At 72.7% G+C, this 19,338-nt stretch carries 19 protein-coding genes; 17 read left to right on the top strand and 2 right to left on the bottom strand.

Translation table 11 applies throughout. The features are described 5' to 3' along the window. Positions 1–78: 78 nt before the first annotated feature. Together ABD207_RS22610 and ABD207_RS22605 are read right to left on the bottom strand one after the other, a co-directional pair. Positions 79–879, bottom strand: coding sequence for a DUF3097 domain-containing protein (locus ABD207_RS22610; RefSeq protein WP_344014932.1), 801 nt, complete (start codon positions 877–879; stop codon positions 79–81). 37 nt (positions 880–916) lie between these two features. Next, complete coding sequence (locus ABD207_RS22605) at positions 917–1,639, bottom strand: MBL fold metallo-hydrolase (RefSeq protein WP_344014931.1); 723 nt, start codon at positions 1,637–1,639, stop codon at positions 917–919. A gap of 137 nt (positions 1,640–1,776) precedes the next feature. Between ABD207_RS22605 and hrcA the strand changes: the two genes are divergently transcribed. The 17 genes from hrcA to era all read left to right on the top strand — a co-directional run bounded on the left by hrcA (position 1,777) and on the right by era (position 19,325). Continuing rightward, positions 1,777–2,793, top strand: coding sequence for a heat-inducible transcriptional repressor HrcA (hrcA, locus tag ABD207_RS22600; protein WP_344014930.1), 1,017 nt, complete (start codon positions 1,777–1,779; stop codon positions 2,791–2,793). Next, entirely contained in the window at positions 2,793–3,929 is a 1,137-nt protein-coding gene (dnaJ, locus tag ABD207_RS22595) for a molecular chaperone DnaJ (RefSeq protein WP_344014929.1), read from the top strand. The genes hrcA and dnaJ overlap by 1 nt, the downstream gene beginning before the upstream one ends. 156 nt (positions 3,930–4,085) lie before the next feature. Further along, positions 4,086–5,159 carry a nitronate monooxygenase gene (locus ABD207_RS22590; protein ID WP_344014928.1) on the top strand — a complete coding sequence of 358 codons (1,074 nt, stop codon included), beginning with the start codon at positions 4,086–4,088 and terminating at the stop codon, positions 5,157–5,159. Then, positions 5,156–5,896, top strand: coding sequence for a 16S rRNA (uracil(1498)-N(3))-methyltransferase (locus ABD207_RS22585; protein ID WP_344014927.1), 741 nt, complete (start codon positions 5,156–5,158; stop codon positions 5,894–5,896). The genes ABD207_RS22590 and ABD207_RS22585 overlap by 4 nt, the downstream gene beginning before the upstream one ends. Positions 5,897–6,021: 125 nt before the next feature. After that, the gene (locus tag ABD207_RS22580) at positions 6,022–6,570 is read left to right on the top strand and encodes a hypothetical protein (protein ID WP_344014926.1); all 549 of its coding nucleotides are present in this window, start codon (positions 6,022–6,024) and stop codon (positions 6,568–6,570) included. A 46-nt stretch (positions 6,571–6,616) separates the two neighbouring features. Next, entirely contained in the window at positions 6,617–9,838 is a 3,222-nt protein-coding gene (locus ABD207_RS22575; protein WP_344014925.1) for a S41 family peptidase, read from the top strand. Between the two features lie 192 nt (positions 9,839–10,030). Then, complete coding sequence (locus tag ABD207_RS22570; protein ID WP_344003525.1) at positions 10,031–10,384, top strand: histidine triad nucleotide-binding protein; 354 nt, start codon at positions 10,031–10,033, stop codon at positions 10,382–10,384. Positions 10,385–10,390: 6 nt separating this feature from the next. Beyond that, on the top strand, positions 10,391–11,296 hold the full coding sequence (locus ABD207_RS22565) for a ribonuclease Z (RefSeq protein ID WP_344014924.1): 906 nt from the start codon (positions 10,391–10,393) through the stop codon (positions 11,294–11,296). Between the two features lie 44 nt (positions 11,297–11,340). After that, a complete protein-coding gene (locus ABD207_RS22560; protein ID WP_344014923.1) occupies positions 11,341–12,351 on the top strand; it encodes an adenosine deaminase in 1,011 nt (336 codons plus the stop codon). A 66-nt stretch (positions 12,352–12,417) separates the two neighbouring features. Beyond that, positions 12,418–13,551, top strand: coding sequence for a carbohydrate kinase family protein (locus ABD207_RS22555; protein ID WP_344014922.1), 1,134 nt, complete (start codon positions 12,418–12,420; stop codon positions 13,549–13,551). A gap of 385 nt (positions 13,552–13,936) precedes the next feature. After that, entirely contained in the window at positions 13,937–15,007 is a 1,071-nt protein-coding gene (locus ABD207_RS22550; protein ID WP_344014921.1) for a PhoH family protein, read from the top strand. 12 nt (positions 15,008–15,019) lie between these two features. Beyond that, positions 15,020–15,517, top strand: coding sequence for an rRNA maturation RNase YbeY (gene ybeY / locus ABD207_RS22545; RefSeq protein WP_344003540.1), 498 nt, complete (start codon positions 15,020–15,022; stop codon positions 15,515–15,517). Further along, entirely contained in the window at positions 15,514–16,818 is a 1,305-nt protein-coding gene (locus ABD207_RS22540) for a hemolysin family protein (RefSeq protein WP_344014920.1), read from the top strand. The genes ybeY and ABD207_RS22540 overlap by 4 nt, the downstream gene beginning before the upstream one ends. Beyond that, positions 16,815–17,192 carry an MmcQ/YjbR family DNA-binding protein gene (locus ABD207_RS22535; RefSeq protein WP_344014919.1) on the top strand — a complete coding sequence of 126 codons (378 nt, stop codon included), beginning with the start codon at positions 16,815–16,817 and terminating at the stop codon, positions 17,190–17,192. The genes ABD207_RS22540 and ABD207_RS22535 overlap by 4 nt, the downstream gene beginning before the upstream one ends. A 58-nt stretch (positions 17,193–17,250) precedes the next feature. After that, positions 17,251–17,604, top strand: coding sequence for a cytidine deaminase (locus ABD207_RS22530; protein WP_344014918.1), 354 nt, complete (start codon positions 17,251–17,253; stop codon positions 17,602–17,604). Positions 17,605–17,758: 154 nt separating this feature from the next. Then, complete coding sequence (locus ABD207_RS22525; protein ID WP_344014917.1) at positions 17,759–18,247, top strand: hypothetical protein; 489 nt, start codon at positions 17,759–17,761, stop codon at positions 18,245–18,247. Positions 18,248–18,371: 124 nt separating this feature from the next. Then, positions 18,372–19,325 (top strand): GTPase Era, encoded by a 954-nt coding sequence (gene era / locus ABD207_RS22520; RefSeq protein WP_167996462.1) that lies wholly within the window; start codon positions 18,372–18,374, stop codon positions 19,323–19,325. Positions 19,326–19,338 lie beyond the last annotated feature (13 nt).

The following is a 19,338-nucleotide window of genomic DNA, read 5'->3' as shown; positions in this document are numbered from 1 at the left end:
GCTCACCTGGTGGACTGAGCGGGCGGCTGAAGGGGACCGACCCCGTCGGCGCCCAGGTCGTCACGAATCCCCCGGCCCCTACGTCGTCACGAAGTCGATCAGCTCCTCGACCCTGCCCAGCAGCGCCGGCTCCAGGTCCTTGTAGGAGCGCACCCGGGACAGGATGTGCTGCCAGGCCGCCCCGGTGTTCTCCGGCCAGCCCAGCGCCCGGCACACGCCCGTCTTCCAGTCCTCGCCCCGTGCCACGCGCGGCCACGCCTCGATGCCCAGGGCCGACGGCTTCACCGCCTCCCAGATGTCGATGTACGGGTGGCCGACCACCAGGGCGTGCTCACCGGTGACCGACTCCGCGATGCGCCACTCCTTCGAGCCCGGCACCAGGTGGTCCACCAGGACGCCCAGCCTGGCGTCCGGGCCGGGGGAGAACTCCGCCACGACCGAGGGGAGGTCGTCCACGCCCTCCAGGTACTCCACGACCACGCCCTCGATGCGCAGGTCGTCGCCCCAGACCTTCTCGACCAGTTCGGCGTCGTGACGGCCCTCGACATAGATGCGCCCGGCGCGGGCCACGCGCGCCCGCGCACCGGGGACGGCCACCGAGCCGGAGGCGGTGCGGGCGGGGCGCACCGGCGCGGCGGCGGAGGGCCTGACCAGGGTGACCACGCGGCCCTCCAGGAGGAAGCCGCGCGGCTGGAGCGGGAAGACCCGGTGCTTGCCGAAGCGGTCCTCCAGGGTCACGGTGCCGGCCTCGCAGCGGATCACCGCGCCGCAGAAGCCGGTGGCGGGCTCCTCGACCACCAGGCCGGGGTCGGCGGGCACCTCGGGGGCCGGCTGCGGCTTCTTCCACGGAGGGGTCAGATCGGCGGAGTACTGGCGCATTCTGATGACGATACGAGGAGCCGGGGCGCCGTGATCATCACGACACGCCGAACCTCGCCGCCAGCGCCTCGCGTTGGGCCCGTACGAAGGCCGCGTCCACCACCGCCCCGTGACCGGGGACGTACGCCGCGTCCTCGCCGCCCAGCTCCAGCAGGCGGTCCAGCGCGGCCGGCCAGTGGGACGGCGCCGCGTCGGGCCCGGCCTGGGGCTCGCCCGACTCCTCCACCAGGTCGCCGCAGAAGACCACTTCGGGTTCGCCGGGCACCAGGACCACCAGATCGTGGGCGGTGTGGCCGGGGCCCACGTTCGCCAGCAGCACCTGCCGGCCGCCGCCCAGGTCCAGGGTCCACTCGCCGCTCACCAGGTGCCGGGGGCGGATCAGCGCGTCCACGGCCTCCTCCGCCGCCCGCGGGTCAAGACCGTGGCGCACCGCGTCCGCGCGCAGCTCGCCGCGGCCGTGCGCCAGGGCCGCGTCCAGGCCGACCGCGCCGTAGACCTCCGCACCCGCGAAGGCGGCGGCGCCGAGGACGTGGTCGAAGTGGGGGTGGGTGAGCGCGAGATGCGTCACACGGTGACCGGCGAGCGCCTGCGCCTCGGTGCGCAACCGCACGCCCTCGGCGAGACTCGAGCCCGCGTCGATCAGCAGCACCCCGTCCGCGCCGGCCACGAGGCCCGCCGTGCAGTCCCACACCGGCAGCCGGCACCGCCCCACCCCGGCCGCCACCCGCTCCCAGCCCGACTCTTCCCAAGTCACGGTCATATCGGCGACGCTAGCGGGGCCCGCCCGGCCTTGCCCGGGGTATACCTCCCGGCCGTACACTGGGCCGGGGAAGTCTGGCACTCGCGTGCGAAGAGTGCCAGAGACATGACCGGGCGGAAGGCTTCTGGAGGTGCGCCGTGCTCAGTGAACGCAGGCTCCAGGTGTTGCGCGCCATCGTCCAGGACTACGTCGGTACCCAGGAGCCCGTCGGCTCCAAGGCGCTCACCGAGCGGCACAATCTCGGCGTCTCCCCGGCCACCGTGCGCAACGACATGGCGGCTCTGGAGGAAGAGGGATACATCGCCCAGCCGCACACCAGCGCGGGGCGCATACCCACGGACAAGGGCTACCGGCTGTTCGTCGACAAGCTCGCCGGCGTCAAGCCGATGAGCCCGCCCGAGCGGCGGGCCATCCAGAACTTCCTCGAGGGCGCCGTCGACCTCGACGACGTGGTGGCGCGCACCGTCCGGCTGCTGGCCCAGCTCACCCGGCAGGTCGCCATCGTGCAGTACCCGTCGCTGACCCGGTCCACCGTGCGTCACGTGGAGCTGCTGTCGCTCGCGCCGGCCCGGGTGATGCTCGTCCTGATCACGGACACCGGACGGGTGGAGCAGCGCGTGATCGACTGCCCGGCGCCCTTCGGTGAGACGTCGCTGGCGGATCTGCGCGCCCGGCTCAACAGCCGGGTCGCCGGCCGCCGCTTCACCGATGTGCCGAGCCTCGTCGAGGACCTCCCCGAGGCGTTCGAGGTCGAGGACCGCGGCACCGTCTCCACGGTGCTGTCCACCCTGCTGGAGACGCTCGTCGAGGAGAACGAGGAGCGGCTGATGATCGGCGGCACCGCCAATCTCACCCGCTTCGCCCACGACTTCCCCCTCACGATCCGGCCCGTCCTGGAGGCGCTGGAGGAGCAGGTGGTGCTCCTGAAGCTGCTCGGCGAGGCCAAGGATCCGGGCGTGACCGTCCGTATCGGTCATGAGAACGCCCATGAAGGACTCAACTCCACGTCCGTCGTGTCGGTGGGCTACGGTTCGGGCGGCGAGGCGGTTGCCAAGCTCGGCGTGGTCGGACCGACCCGCATGGACTACCCCGGAACGATGGGAGCGGTACGCGCAGTGGCACGGTACGTCGGACAGATCCTGGCGGAGTCGTAGTGGCCACGGACTACTACGCCGTACTCGGCGTGCGCCGCGACGCGTCGCAGGAAGAGATCAAGAAGGCCTTCCGGCGGCTCGCACGCGAGCTGCACCCGGACGTCAACCCCGACCCGAAGACCCAGGAGCGGTTCAAGGAGATCAACGCCGCCTACGAGGTGCTGTCGGACCCGCAGAAGAAGCAGGTCTACGACCTCGGCGGCGACCCGCTCTCGCAGTCCGCCGGCGGCGGCGCGGGCGGCTTCGGTGCCGGTGGCTTCGGGAACTTCTCCGACATCATGGACGCGTTCTTCGGCACGGCGTCGCAGCGCGGGCCGCGCTCGCGCACCCGCCGGGGCCAGGACGCGATGATCCGCATCGACGTCGAGCTGGACGAGGCCGCGTTCGGCACGACCAAGGACATCCAGGTGGACACGGCCGTCGTGTGCACCACGTGCAACGGCGAGGGCGCCGCGCCGGGCACCAGCGCGCAGACCTGCGACATGTGCCGCGGCCGCGGTGAGGTCTCCCAGGTCACCCGGTCCTTCCTCGGCCAGGTCATGACCTCGCGCCCCTGCCCGCAGTGCCAGGGCTTCGGCACGGTCGTCCCGAACCCGTGCCCCGAGTGCGCGGGCGACGGCCGGGTCCGCTCGCGCCGCACGCTGACGGTGAAGATCCCCGCCGGTGTGGACAACGGCACCCGCATCCAGCTGGCCGGTGAGGGCGAGGTCGGGCCCGGCGGCGGTCCCGCCGGTGACCTGTACGTGGAGATCCACGAACTGCCGCACCCCACCTTCCAGCGGCGCGGCGACGACCTGCACTGCACGGTCACCATCCCGATGACCGCGGCGGCGCTCGGCACCAAGGTGCCGCTGGAGACGCTGGACGGCATGGAGGAGGTCGACATCCGGCCCGGCACCCAGTCCGGCCAGTCGATCCCGCTGCACGGCCGGGGCGTGACGCATCTGCGCGGCGGCGGCCGGGGCGATCTCATCGTGCACGTCGAGGTGCAGACGCCGACCAAGCTCGACCCGGAGCAGGAGCGGCTGCTGAGGGAACTGGCCAAGCTGCGCGGCGAGGAGCGCCCGCAGGGGCAGTTCCAGCCGGGCCAGCAGGGGCTGTTCTCCCGGCTGAAGGACGCCTTCAACGGCCGCTGAACGAGCGTTCAGCACGGGCCGGCGCCCCGGTGCCGGCCCGTTGCCGTGTCTGCCCGCAGGCCCCGTGGGTGCGCCGGCCGAGTCCGGGCAAGCGGCGGTTTATGCCAGAGGAAAGGCTGATTCGGTGATGTTCCGAGGACATGGCACCATGCGGGCATGTCCTCCGCGCTGACCGGTCTTTTCCCGCACCCGATCGTGCAGGCCCCCATGGCGGGCGGCGTCTCCGTGCCGCAGCTCGCCGCCGCGGTCTGCGAGGCGGGCGGGCTCGGTTTCCTCGCCGCCGGGTACAAGACCGCGGACGGCATGTACCAGGAGATCAAGCAGCTGCGCGGACTCACCGGCCGCCCCTTCGGCGTCAACCTCTTCCTGCCCCAGCCGGAGACCGCCGACCCGGCCGCCGTGGACGTCTACGCCCACCAGCTGGCCGGCGAGGCCACCTGGTACGAGACCGAGCTGGGCGACCCGGACAGCGGCCGCGACGACGGCTACGACGCCAAGCTCGCCGTGCTCCTCGACGACCCGGTAGCGGTGGTGTCCTTCCACTTCGGCGTCCCGGCCCGGGAGGTCATCGACTCGCTGCACCGCGTCGGCACCTTCACCTTCGTCACCGCCACCACCGCCGAGGAGGCGCGGGCCGTGGAGCGCTGCGGCGCGGACGCGGTGATCGCGCAGGGCATCGAGGCAGGCGGCCACCAGGGCACCCACCGCGACGTCCCCGCGGCGGACGGCGCCGGCGTCGGACTGCTCTCCCTGGTCGCCCAGGTGCGGGAGGCCGTCAGCCTCCCGGTCATCGCGGCCGGCGGCATCATGCGCGGCAGCCAGATAGCCGCCGTGCTCGCCGCCGGCGCCAGTGCCGCCCAGCTCGGCACCGCCTTCCTCGCCACCCACGAGTCCGGCGCCCACGCCCTGCACAAGCAGGCCCTCACCAACCCCCTCTTCGTCCGCACCGAGCTGACCCGCGCCTTCTCCGGCCGCCCGGCCCGCGGACTGGTCAACCGCTTCCTGCGCGAGCACGGCCCCTACGCGCCCGCCGCCTACCCCGACGTCCACCACCTCACCGCGCCGCTGCGCAAGGCCGCCGCCAAGACGGGGGACGCCCAGGGGATGGCGCTGTGGGCGGGGCAGGGCCACCGCCTGGCGCGGGAGCTGCCCGCCGGGCAGCTGGTGGAGGTGCTGGCCGCCGAACTCGCCTCCGCCCGGACAGCGTTGTCGGCGGGAGGTGCCCTGTGACCGCGCCGGTGTTCGTCGTCGACCGCTTCGATGACCCCGGCGGCGGCAGCTTCGTCCTGGACGGCCCCGAGGGCCGGCACGCCGTCTCCGTGAAGCGGCTGCGGCCCGGCGAGGCCGTCGTCCTCACCGACGGCGCCGGCCGCTGGGCCGAGGGCGAGGTGGAGGCCGCCGAGGGCAAGGACCGGCTCGTGGTGCGCCTGGGCGAGGTCAGGCAGGAGCCCGCCGAGACACCCACGATCACCGTGGTGCAGGCGCTGCCCAAGGGCGACAGGGGCGAGCTGGCCGTGGAGACCATGACCGAGGTCGGCGTCGACCGGATCGTCCCCTGGGCGGCGGCCCGCTGCATCACCCAGTGGAAGGGCGAGCGTGGACTGAAGTCCCTCGGCAAGTGGCGGGCGACCGCCCGCGAGGCCGGCAAGCAGTCCCGCCGGGTGCGCTTCCCCGAGGTCGCCGACGCGGCGAGCACCAAGCAGGTTGCCGCACTTCTCGCCGAAGCCGGTTTCGCCGCCGTGCTGCACGAGAGCGGCACCGAACCGCTCGCCACCGCCGAACTCCCCGCCACCGGCGACATCGTGCTCGTCGTCGGCCCCGAGGGCGGCATCGCCCCCGACGAGCTGGCCCTCTTCGAGCAGTCCGGCGCCCGCGCCTACCGCCTGGGCCGCAGCGTGCTGCGCACCTCCACCGCCGGTACGGCGGCCGCGGCGCTGCTCCTCGGCCGCACCGGCCGCTGGTCCTGACCCCCGCGGACCCCCGCCGCCCCCCGCAGAGCCCCAACCGCCGTATGCGCAAGGGAGCATGACGGGGCGCACAGTGGCCGTATGCGCCCTACCGCCGCGCCGGTGACGATGGCAGGCTGCCGTCCATGGGGGTGTGGCAGAAGCTGTGGGGCGGGACGCGGCTGCGGCGTACGGCTGTGGCGGCCGGTCTCGCCGTGCTGGCCGTGGGCGGCGCCGTGGCGTGCGAACCGGGTGCCGTGAGCTCCGCGACCGTGGCCTACACGGTCGACCAGACCGTCACCGACGAGCTCAACCGGCAGAAGGCCGGGGTGCGCTGGCTCAGCTGCACCGCCTCCTTCGACGGCCACGGCGACGGCGCGGCCACCCGCTCCGCCCGGGAGCGGACCGTCGCCTCCGTCGACTGCCAGGGCGAGACGGAGGACGGCAAGGAGATCACCGTCACCGGCAAGGTCACCCACGCCCTCGACGGCGCCTGCGTCCGCGGCGACATCACCGCCAAGGTGGACGGGAAGCAGTGGTTCCGCGTCGACGGTCTCGGCGACTGCAACGCCAGCAGCCCGCCCCCGGTCGGCGGCCCCACCCCGGACGGGCCCCGGCCCACCGTCACCGTGACCGTCACCACCACCGTCTGGTGCGACCGGTATCCCGACTGCCGCCCCGTCGAGGGCAAGTGATCCGAAGTCCTGGCCGGGCCGCCGTCCGCGTGCTTAGGGTGATCGGGTGACACAGCCTGCATCCGTCGCATCAGCCGCGTATCTCCGGTACCCGCACCCGCACGGCGACCTGGTCGCCTTCACCGCCGAGGACGATGTGTGGCTCGCCCCACTCGACGGCGGCGGCCGGGCCTGGCGGGTCAGCGCCGACAACGTGCCCGTCAACCACCCGCGCATCTCGCCCGACGGCACCACCGTCGCCTGGACCTCCACTCGCGACGGCGCACCCGAGGTGCACATCGCACCCGTCGACGGCGGCCCCGCCCGCCGCCTCACCTACTGGGGCAGCCCCAGGACGCAGGTGCGCGGCTGGACCCCGGACGGCAAGGTCCTCGCGATCAGCGCGCACGGCCAGGCCAGCCTGCGCCGCACCTGGGCCCGCGCGGTCCCGCTCGACGGCGGCCCCGCCGGCACCCTGCCGTACGGGCCCGTCGGCGACGTCGCCCACGGCCCGCACACCGTGCTGCTGTCCGCCACCATGGGCCGCGAGGCCGCCACCTGGAAGCGCTACCGGGGCGGCACGGCCGGCAAGCTGTGGATCGACCGCGGCCAGGAGGGCGAGGACGGCGGCGAGTTCGTCCGGCTGCACGCCGGCCTCGACGGCAACATCGAGTACCCGATGTGGGTCGGCGAGCGGATCGCGTTCCTCTCCGACCACGAGGGCACCGGCGCGCTCTACTCCTCCCTCCCCGACGGCTCCGACCTGCGCCGCCACACCCCGCTCGGAGGCTTCTACGCCCGCCACGCCGCCACCGACGGCACCCGGGTCGTCTACTCCAGCGCCGGTGAGCTGTGGGTGCTGGACGATCTGGACGGCGCCGAGCCGCGCCGGCTCGACATCCGGCTCGGCGGGCAGCGCGTCGACCTCCAGCCGTTCCCGCTGAACGCCGCCCGCTGGTTCGGCTCCGCCTCCCCCGACCACACCGCCCGCGGCAGCGCCGTCTGCGTCCGCGGCACCGTCCACTGGGTCACCCACCGCTCCGGCCCCGCCCGCGCGCTCGCCGCCACCCCGGGCGTCCGGGCGCGCCGGCCCCGCACCTTCCGCGCCGACGGCGAGGAATGGGTGGTGTGGGTGACCGACGCCGAGGGCGACGACGCCCTGGAGTTCGCCCCGGCCACCGGACTCGCCCCCGGCGCCACCCCGCGCCGGATCGCCGCCGGGCAGCTCGGCCGGGTCCTCGACCTCGCCATGGCGCCCGACGGCAGCCGCGCCGCCGTCGCCTCGCACGACGGGCGGGTCCTGCTCGTGGAGCGCGAGACCGGGGAGGTCCGCGAGGTCGACCGCAGCGAGGACGGCGACGTCTCCGGGCTCACCTTCTCGCCCGACTCCGCCTGGCTCGCCTGGTCCCACCCCGGGCCGCGCCCGCTCAGCCAGATCCGCCTCGCCAGCACCACCGACCTTCAGGTCACCGAGGCGACCCCGCTGCGCTTCCAGGACTACGCGCCCGCCTTCACCCTCGACGGCAAGCACCTGGTGTTCCTGTCCACCCGCTCCTTCGACCCGGTCTACGACGAGCACGTCTTCGACCTCGCCTTCGTCGACAGCGTCCGGCCGTACCTGATCACACTGGCGGCCACCACGCCGTCGCCGTTCGGCCCGCAGCGGCACGGGCGCGCCTTCGAGGCGGCCGACCGGGAGGAGACCCCCGACAGCGAGGGCACCCCCACCACCCGCATCGACCTGGAGGGGCTCGCCGACCGGATCGTGCCGTTCCCGGTGGAGGCCGCCCGCTACTCCAACCTGCGCGCCGCCAAGGACGGCGTGCTCTGGCTGCGGCACCCGGTCACCGGCGTCCTCGGCGCCTCGCGGGCCACCCCGGACGACCCCGACCCCAAGACCGAGCTGGAGCGCTACGACCTCGCCCAGCAGCGCATCGAGCATCTCGCCGCCGACGCCGACCACTTCGAGGTCAGCGGCGACGGCAAGCGGGTGCTGCTGTGGACCGACGGGCGGCTGAAGGTGGTGCCCAGCGACCGGCGCGCCTCCGGCGACGACGACAGCGACTCCAACATCACCGTCGACCTCGGCCGGGTCCGCCAGATGATCGACCCGGCCGCGGAGTGGCGGCAGATGTTCGACGAGGCCGGGCGCCTGATGCGGGACAACTTCTGGCGCGCGGACATGAACGGCGTCGACTGGGACGGCGTGCTGGACCGCTACCGCCCGGTGCTCGACCGGCTCGCCACCCACGACGACCTGGTGGACCTGCTGTGGGAGGTACAGGGCGAGCTGGGCACCTCGCACGCCTACGTCACCCCGCGCGGCGGCTGGGGCGACCGCGGCGGCCGGCAGGGGCTGCTGGGGGCGGACATCTCCCGGCACGAGGACGGCAGCTGGCGGGTCGACCGCATCCTGCCCTCGGAGACGTCCGACCCCGAGGCGCGGTCGCCGCTCGCGGCGCCGGGCGTGGCGATCCGGCCCGGGGACGCGATCGTGGCCGTGGCCGGGCAGCCGGTGGACCCGGTGACCGGACCCGCGCCGCTGCTGGTGGGGACGGCGGGCAAGCCGGTGGAGCTGACCGTGCTGCCCGCGGGCGGCGGGGAGCCGCGGCATGCGGTCGTCGTGCCGGTGGCCGACGAGGAGCCGCTGCGCTACCACGCGTGGGTCAGCGACCGGCGCGCCTACGTCCACGAGAAGTCCGGGGGACGGCTCGGGTATCTGCATGTGCCGGACATGATCGGCTCCGGGTGGGCCCAGCTGCACCGCGATCTGCGGGTGGAGGTCGCCCGGGAGGGGCTGGTGGTGGACGTCCGGGAGAACCGGGGCGGGCACACCTCCCAGCTGGTGGTGGAGAAGCTGGCGCGGCGGATCGTGGGATGGGATCTGCCGCGGGGCATGCGGGCGGAGAGCTATCCGCGGGACGCGCCCCGGGGACCGGTGGTCGCGGTGGCGAACGAGTTCTCCGGGTCGGACGGGGACATCGTCAACGCGGCGATCAAGGCGCTCGGGCTGGGGACGGTCGTCGGTACGCGGACGTGGGGCGGCGTCATCGGGATCGACAGCCGGTACCGGCTGGTGGACGGGACGTCGGTGACCCAGCCGAAGTACGCGTTCTGGCTCGAGGGTTACGGGTGGGACGTGGAGAACCACGGGGTGGATCCGGACGTGGAGGTCGTGCAGCGCCCGCAGGACTATGCGGCGGGGCGCGATGTCCAACTGGACGAGGCCATCCGCTTGGCCCTGGAGGCCCTGGAACAGACCCCTGCGAAGGTGCCACCGGCACTCTGACCTAGCTGCGTAGCTGCGGGCTGCCATGCCGACCTAGCTGCGGGCGGTCGTGCCTCTGGGGCGGCACGACCGCCCGCAGCTACGCAGACGGCACGACTGCCCGCAGCTACGCAGGGGATGACAGGACCGCCCGCAGCTGCGCCGGCGTGGATACGATGTCGCTGTAGGTGATCAGCTCGGCGAGGAGGGCGTATGGCTGGGGAGCCGCAGGACGACTGCTTGTTCTGCAAGATTGTCGCGGGGAGCATCCCGGCGACGATCGTCCGGGAGACCGAGACGACCGTAGCGTTCCGGGACATCAACCCCCAGGCACCGACCCATGTGCTGGTGATCCCGAAGGAGCACCACCGGGACGCCGCCGCCCTGGCCGCCGCCGCTCCCCAGCTAGCCGCCGATGTGCTGCGCGAGACGCAGGCCGTCGCCGACGAGGACAAGCTGGAGAGCTACCGGGTCGTGTTCAACACCGGCAGCGGCGCAGGGCAGACCGTCTGGCACGCGCACGCCCATGTGCTCGGCGGGCGCGGTCTCGAGTGGCCCCCCGGATAAGCCGCCTTGTCCGTACGCGAACTGGTGGTGCTGGGCACCGCGAGCCAGGTCCCGACCCGGCACCGCAACCACAACGGCTACCTCCTGCGCTGGGACGGGGAGGGCTTCCTCTTCGACCCCGGCGAGGGCACCCAGCGGCAGATGCTGCGCGCCGGGGTCGCCGCGCACGACCTGAACCGGATCTGCGTCACCCACTTCCACGGTGACCACTCGCTCGGCCTCGCCGGGGTGATCCAGCGCATCAACCTGGACAAGGTGCCGCACCAGGTCACCGCGCACTATCCGCGGTCCGGGCAGCGGTTCTTCGACCGGCTGCGGTACGCCACCGCCTACCGGGAGACCGTCCCCCTCACCGAGGCCCCCGTCCACACGGACGGCGTCCTCGCCGAGACCCCCGGCTACACGCTCGAGGCGCGCCGGCTCTCCCATCCCGTCGAGTCGTACGGCTACCGGATCACCGAGCCCGACGGGCGGCGCATGCTGCCCGAACGGCTGGCCGCGCACGGCATCAAGGGCCCCGACGTGGGCCGCCTCCAGCGCGAGGGCTCGCTGAACGGGGTGACGCTGGAGGAGGTGAGCGAGGTGCGGCGCGGGCAGAAGTTCGCCTTCGTCATGGACACCCGGCTCTGCGACGGCGCCCGCGAGCTGGCCGAGGACTGCGACCTGCTGGTCATCGAGTCGACCTTCCTCGACGAGGACCGGGAACTCGCCGTCGAGCACGGGCATCTGACGGCGGGGCAGGCGGCGCGGGTGGCCCGGGATGCGGGCGTGCGGCATCTCGTGCTGACCCACTTCAGCCAGCGCTACGGCGACCCCTCCGAGTTCGAACGGCAGGCGCGGGCGGCGGGCTACGAGGGCGAGCTGACCGTGGCCCGCGATCTGCAGCGGGTGCCGCTCCCGAAGCGCCGCTGACCCGTGGCGATCGTACGCCGCTGATCTCGCCTTACGATGAGCTGATGGTCCTCCCGAAAGCTGAACTGCACCTCCACATCGAAGGCACCCTGGAGCCGGAGCTGGCCTTCGAACTGGCCGAACGCAACGGCGTCGAGCTGCCCTGGGCCGGTACCGAAGCGCTGCGCGAGGCGTACCGGTTCCAGGATCTGCAGTCCTTCCTGAACCTGTACTACGAGCTGATGGCGGTGCTGCGCACCGAGCGGGACTTCGAGGATCTCGCCGACGCCTACCTCGCCCGCGCCGCCGCGCAGGGCGTGCGGCACGCGGAGATCTTCTTCGACCCGCAGGCGCACATCGCGCGGGGTGTCGGCATGGGCACCGTGGTCGAGGGGCTGTGGCGGGCGCTGGGCCGCAGCCGGGAGACCCACGGGGTGTCCACCCGGCTCATCATGTGCTTCCTGCGCGACGAGTCCGCCGAGTCGGCCATGGCCACCCTGGAGGAGGCCAAGCCGTACCTGGACCGGATCACCGGTGTAGGCCTGGACTCCGCCGAGGTCGGGCACCCGCCGGCGAAGTTCCGCGCGGTGTACGAGGCCGCCGCCGCGCTCGGACTGCGGCGCGTGGCGCACGCCGGTGAGGAGGGGCCGCCCGCGTACATCGCCGAGGCCCTGGATGTGCTCGGTGTGGAGCGGATCGACCACGGGCTGCGGTGCATGGAGGACCCGGCGCTGGTGGAGCGCCTGGTGCGCGAACGCGTTCCGCTCACCCTCTGCCCCCTGTCCAACGTCCGCCTCCGCGCCGTGGACACTCTCGCCGACCACCCCTTGCCCGCCATGCTGGACGCCGGCCTGATGTGCACGGTCAACTCCGACGACCCGGCCTACTTCGGCGGCTACGCCGGCGACAACTTCGACGCCGTGCAGCGGGTGCTGGGCCTGTCCCAGGAGCGGCTGCGCGAGCTGGCCCGCAACTCGTTCCTGGCCTCCTTCCTGGAGGACGAGGAGGAGCTGAGGGCCCGGTATCTCGCCGAGGTCGAGGCGTACCGGTGGCACGACACGGAGGGCGCGGAGTGACGAAGTGAGCGCTGTCGGTGGTGTGGTGCAGACTGGCCAGATCGGCACCACGTCAGGGAGCGCATCGTGAACGCGTCCACCGCGTCCCCCGCGTCGACCGGAGAGGGAGCGCACTCCCGCCAGGGCCAGGTCGACCCCCTCGCCCTGCTGCGCACTCCTCAGGACCCGCCCTGGGACGTCCATCTCACCGGCACCGTCTTCCTCGACATCATCTTCACCGGGCTCGACTCCGCCCCGGTGCGCGGGACCGAGTCCTGGGCGCGCGGGATGGGGTCGAGCCCCGGCGGGGTCGCCAACATGGCCACCGCCCTCGCCCGGCTCGGCCTGCGCACCTCGCTCGCGGCCGCGTTCGGCGACGACCACTACGGCGAGTACTGCTGGGACGCGCTGGAGCAGGGCGAGGGCATCGACCTGTCCCTGTCGCGCACGGTGCCCGGCTGGCACTCGCCCGTGACCGTCTCCATGGCCTACGAGGGGGAGCGGACGATGGTCTCCCACGGCCACGAGCCGCCGCCGGAGGAGCCCGCCCCCGACTGCCCGCCCCGGGCGCGGGCCGCCGTCGCCTCCCTCACCCCGGGCCGCAGCTCCCCGTGGATCGCGCAGGCGGCGCGCAAGGGGGCGCTGATCTTCGGTGACGTGGGCTGGGACGACACCGGGGCGTGGGATCTGGCGGGGCTGGAGGACCTGCGCCACTGCGAGGCGTTCCTGCCGAACGCCGAGGAGGCGATGCGCTACACCCGCACGGACAGCCCGCGGGCGGCCGCCCACGCGCTCACCGAGCACGTCCCGCTGGTCGTGGTGACACTCGGCGCGGAGGGCGCCTACGCGGTGGACCGGCGGACCGGTGAGTGCGCGGAGGTACCGGCGATCGAGGTGGAGGCGCTCGACCCGACGGGCGCCGGGGACGTCTTCGTCGCCGGTTTCGTCACCGGCACCCTCGCCGGCTGGCCGCTGGCCGACCGGCTCGCCTTCGCCGGCCTGACGGCGGCCCTGTCGGTACAGGAGTTCGGGGGCTCGCTCTCCGCCCCCGGCTGGGCGGAGATCGGCGCCTGGTGGCGGAGGGTCCACTCCGTCCAGGGCCAGGAGCCCGCCGCCCTGCGCCGCTACGGCTTCCTGGCCGACCTGGTCCCCGAGGAGTCGGTACGCCCCTGGCCCCGCCGCCGAGCAGTCCCCACCATCGGCTTCCGCCGCTCGGCCTGAGCACGAGCCTCTCCGCAAGGCGGGCGGGCGGCGCCTGCCGCACCAGCGGTGCGGGGACGGCCGCGCGCTCGCCGCCCCGGCCGGCACCCCGACAGGCCGGCACCCCGACAGGCCGGCACCCCGACCGGTCGGCCGCCTGGCCCCTGGGCGGCGTCCTCGGTACCGGCCCCGCCGTCCCGCCGTGGTCGGTCAGGAACGCCGATGTCGGACGCAGGGCCGCAGGCCGGGCGGGCTGGTGCGCCACGTAGTGGCTCGAGGGGCGCAGGGTGATGAGAGGAAAAGCTCTACGGGCTTGTCACACCCGCGTCGTACCCTGGGAGACGCGAGGCCGCCCTCAGCGATGCGGCCGTGACGAGGAGGAATCGCAGGCCTTAAGCGCCGGCCCATGACACAGACACCCACAGCTCACACCCCCGCGCAGGGGCAGGCGAGAGTGCAGCTCACCGTCCCCGCCCAGCACCCCATGGTGACCGTGCTGGGTTCCGGCGACTCCCTCCTGCGCGTGATCGAGAAGGCCTTCCCGGGGGCCGACATCCACGTCCGGGGCAATGAGATCACCGCGGTCGGGGATCCGGCCGACGTCGCCCTGATCTCACGCGTGTTCGACGAGATGATGCTGGTGCTCCGCACCGGGCAGCCGATGACGGAGGACGCAGTGGAACGCTCGATCGCGATGCTCAGGGCGAGCGAGAACGGGGAGGGCGAGGTCCAGGAGACGCCGGCCCAGGTGCTCACCCAGAACATCCTCTCCTCGCGCGGTCGCACGATCCGCCCCAAGACGCTCAACCAGAAGCGCTACGTCGACGCGATCGACCAGCACACCATCGTCTTCGGCATCGGCCCGGCCGGTACGGGCAAGACGTACCTGGCGATGGCCAAGGCGGTCCAGGCGCTGCAGTCCAAGCAGGTCAACCGCATCATCCTGACCCGCCCCGCGGTCGAGGCCGGTGAGCGGCTCGGCTTCCTGCCCGGCACGCTGTACGAGAAGATCGACCCGTATCTGCGCCCGCTGTACGACGCGCTGCACGACATGCTCGACCCGGACTCCATTCCGCGCCTGATGGCGGCGGGGACGATCGAGGTCGCGCCGCTGGCGTACATGCGCGGACGCACGCTCAACGACGCCTTCATCATCCTCGACGAGGCCCAGAACACCAGCCCCGAGCAGATGAAGATGTTCCTGACGCGGCTCGGGTTCGACTCCAAGATCGTCATCACCGGTGACGTGACACAGGTCGACCTGCCCGAGGGCACCAAGTCCGGTCTGCGGCAGGTGCAGGAGATCCTGGAGGGAGTGGAGGACGTCCACTTCTCCCGGCTGTCGTCCCACGACGTCGTCCGGCACAAGCTGGTGGGCCGTATCGTCGACGCGTACGACAGGTACGACAGCAAGCACGGCACCCAGAACGGCACCCACAAGGGCGGCCGGGGCAAGTCCGGGCACAAGGGGAAGTAGACCGAGCACCAGATGTCGATCGACGTCAACAACGAGTCCGGAACCGAGGTCGACGAACAGGCGATCCTCGACATCGCCCGTTACGCCCTGGCACGGATGCGGATCCACCCGCTCTCCGAGCTCTCGGTGATCATCGTGGACGCCGGAGCCATGGAGCAGCTGCACCTCCAGTGGATGGACCTGCCCGGTCCGACCGATGTGATGTCCTTCCCGATGGACGAGCTGCGGCCGCCGTCCAAGGACGACGAGGAGCCCCCGCAGGGGCTGCTCGGCGACATCGTGCTGTGCCCCGAGGTCGCCGCCAAGCAGGGCGCCGAGGCGCCGACGCAGCACACCATGGACGAGGAGCTGCAGCTGCTCACCGTCCACGGTGTGCTGCATCTACTGGGCTACGACCACGAGGAGCCGGACGAGAAGGCCGAGATGTTCGGCCTGCAGGCCGCCATCGTGGACGGCTGGCGCGCGGAGAGGGGCCTCACCGGCCCGTCCCCGGCCCCCACCGTGTCATGAGTCCCGCACTCGTCCTGGGCGCGATCGCGCTGGTGGTCGTCGCCTGGCTGTTCGCCTGCGCGGAGACCGGCATCGCGCGGGTCTCCAGCTTCCGGGCCGAGGAAGCGGTGCGCTCCGGCCGCCGGGGCAGCGCCAAGCTCGCCCAGGTCGCCTCGGACCCGACCCGCTATCTCAATGTGGCGCTGCTGGTCCGCGTCGCCTGCGAGATGGCCGCCGCGGCGCTGATCACCTACGGCTGCCTGGAGGAGTTCGACAGCACCACCCAGGCGCTGCTGGTCGCCATCGCGATCATGGTGCTGGTCTCCTATGTCGCGGTGGGCGTCTCCCCGCGCACCATCGGCCGCCAGCACCCGCTGAACACGGCCACCGCCGCGGCCTATGTGCTGCTGCCGCTCGCCCGCGTCATGGGGCCGATCCCGTCGCTGCTGATCCTCATCGGTAATGCCCTCACCCCGGGCAAGGGCTTCCGGCGCGGCCCCTTCGCCTCGGAGGCGGAGCTGCGCGCCATGGTCGACCTCGCGGAGAAGGAGTCGCTGATCGAGGCCGAGGAGCGCCGCATGGTGCACTCCGTCTTCGAGCTGGGCGACACCCTGGTGAGGGAGGTGATGGTCCCGCGCACCGACCTGGTGGTCATCGAGCGCTACAAGACCATCCGCCAGGCCCTGACCCTCGCCCTGCGTTCCGGCTTCTCCCGCATCCCGGTGACGGGGGAGAGCGAGGACGACATAGTCGGGATCGTCTACCTCAAGGACCTGGCCCGCAAGACGCACATCAACCGGGACGCGGAGAACGAGCTGGTGTCCACGGCGATGCGCCCGGCCATGTTCGTGCCCGACACCAAGAACGCCGGCGACCTGCTGCGTGAGATGCAGAAGGAGCGCAACCACGTCGCGGTCGCCGTCGACGAGTACGGCGGCACGGCCGGGATCGTCACCATCGAGGACATCCTGGAGGAGATCGTCGGTGAGATCACCGACGAGTACGACCGTGAGCTGCCGCCCGTCGAGGACCTCGGCGAGAACCGCTTCCGGGTCACCGCCCGCCTCGGCATCGGCGACCTCGGCGAGCTGTACGGGCTGGAGTCGTTCGACGACGAGGACGTGGAGACGGTCGGCGGGCTGCTCGCCAAGGCGCTCGGCCGGGTGCCGATCGCCGGTGCCTCCGTCCTGGTGGAGCTGCCCGACTCCCGCACCCTGCGGCTGACCGCTGAGGCCCCGGCCGGCCGCCGGAACAAGATCGTGACGGTGCTGGTGGAGCCGGTAGGGGACCCGTCCGGCGTCGCGGAGGAACGGCCGGCATGACACCGGGGGATCTGCGCGCCCTGTGCCTGTCCTTCAACGGGGCGGTGGAGGACTTCCCGTTCAACCCGGAGACGTCGGTCTTCAAGGTGCGGGGGAAGATGTTCGCCCTGACGAACCTGGACGCCCGGCCCCTGAAGGTCAACCTCAAGTGCGACCCGGAGGACGCTCTCCGGCTCCGCACCGAGTACGCAGGGCTGATCCTGCCCGGCTGGCACATGAACAAGCGCCACTGGAACACGGTCGTCGCCGGTGGCGCGGACAACGCCGACGGCTTCCTCCCCGACACCCTGGTGCGGGAGCTGGTGGAGGACTCCTACGACCTCGTCGTCGCCGGCCTGCCCCGGGCCGAGCGCCTGCGCCTCGACCGCCCCTAGCGACCTTCCCGCGCGGGCTGATCCGAGCGCCGCTCCGGGCGCGTCCTATGCTCGGATCATGACCGACAGCAGCGCGCTCGACCCCGAAGACCGCAAGATCGTCACCCTGGCCCGCAGCGCCCGGGCCCGCAACCAGGTGCCCGAGGGGGCGGCCGTACGTGACGAGACGGGACGCACCTATGTCGCGGGGACCGTGGCGCTGGACTCGCTGAAGCTGAGCGCCCTGCAGACGGCGGTGGCCATGGCGGTGGCGTCGGGGGCGACCTCGCTGGAGGCCGCGGCGGTGGTGACCGAGGCCGAGTCGGCGACGCCCGAGGACCGGGCGGCGGTACGGGACCTGGGCGGGCCGCAGACCCCGGTGCTGGTGGCCGGCCCGGACGGCACGGTGCGGCAGACGCTCACCGCGGGCTGACCGGACCCGCCCGCACACGGCTCGTTACCAGCGGTAAGTAGGCCAGTTTTCAACCTTGTCGCGCCTCGCCTCGCGCGCATCAATGGGTACCGGTTTGTCTGACGGTCTGTCAGGCATCGGCAGTTCCCCCCACACCGAAGGGACCCGGAACCCCATGAGAGTCACCAGAGGCAAGCGCATCGGAACAGGCATCTCGCTGCTGACGGCCGGTCTCGCCGTCACCGGACTCGCCTTCGCACCCACGGCCGCCGCCGTCAGCCCCGGCACCGCGACGATCACCGCCGACTGCGGGAGCTACGGCGGCGGCGAGGCCGCCCTCACCGCCACCCAGGACGGCACCGCCGCCACCCTCACCCTGCGCACCACCGCGATGACCGCGCCCGTCGCGCTGGGGCAGGACTCGATCGTCTCCACCCTCACCATGACCAGGACCGGCGGCGGCAGCGTCGTCTTCAAGGGCACCAAGAACCCGGCCATGGCGACCGGCGACCCCATCACCGTCGGCCCGCTCTCCGGCACCGTGGCCTCGGGCGACAGCCTGGAGGCCTACGGCGGCTCGCTGAAGATGACCGTGTTCGGCTTCATCACCATCACCTGCACCGCGACCGGCCCCCAGTCGCCGGGACCGTTCGTCTTCGACTGATCCCCGAAGCCGCCCCCCGACGGCAGGGTGACGGCAGTGACCCGGCGTGCCGGACGCCCCGTGGTGTCCGGCCCGCACCGGCCGTGGTGCCGAGGGGCTCCGGCGATCAGGGACAATGGTCGCCATGAGCGTTCGTACCCAGTCATCCGAGCAGCCGGCCGACGCCGCGCACCGGGCCGGTTTCGCCTGCTTCGTGGGCCGTCCCAACGCGGGCAAGTCCACCCTCACGAACGCTCTGGTCGGGCAGAAGGTGGCCATCACCTCCAACCGGCCGCAGACCACCCGGCACACCGTGCGCGGGATCGTGCACCGCCCGGACGCGCAGCTGATCCTGGTGGACACCCCCGGCCTGCACAAGCCGCGCACCCTGCTCGGCGAGCGCCTGAACGACGTGGTGCGCACCACCTGGGCCGAGGTCGACGTCATCGGCTTCTGCCTGCCGGCCAACGAGAAGATCGGCCCCGGTGACCGCTTCATCGCCAAGGAGCTCGCCGGGATCAAGAAGACCCCGAAGGTCGCGGTGGTCACCAAGACCGACCTGGTGGACTCCAAGGCCCTGGCCGAGCAGCTGATCGCGGTCGACCAGCTCGGCAAGGAGCTGGGCATCGAGTGGGCGGAGATCGTCCCGGTCTCGGCGACCGCGAACAAGCAGGTCGATCTCCTCGGCGACCTGCTCATCCCGCTGCTGCCGGAGGGGCCCGCCCTCTACCCCGAGGGCGATCTGACCGACGAGCCCGAGCAGGTCATGGTCGCCGAGCTGATCCGCGAGGCCGCCCTGGAGGGCGTCCGCGACGAGCTGCCGCACTCCATCGCGGTCGTCGTGGAGGAGATGCTGCCGCGCGAGGACCGGCCCGCCGACAAGCCGCTGCTCGACATCCACGCCAACCTCTTCATCGAGCGCCCCAGCCAGAAGGGCATCATCATCGGCCCCAAGGGCAAGCGCCTGAAGGAGGTCGGCATCAAGTCCCGCAAGCAGATCGAGGCGCTCCTTGGCACCCCGGTCTTCCTCGATCTGCACGTCAAGGTCGCCAAGGACTGGCAGCGCGACCCCAAGCAGCTCAGGCGCCTCGGCTTCTGACCCCGGCCGGCGC

Origin of the sequence: Streptomyces thermospinosisporus, assembly GCF_039526425.1 — a bacterium.
In the GTDB taxonomy this organism is placed as follows: Bacteria; Actinomycetota; Actinomycetes; order Streptomycetales; family Streptomycetaceae; genus Streptomyces; species Streptomyces thermocarboxydovorans.
The sequence above is the reverse complement of the archived record's forward strand: the minus strand, read 5'-3'. Positions and strand labels throughout refer to the sequence as shown.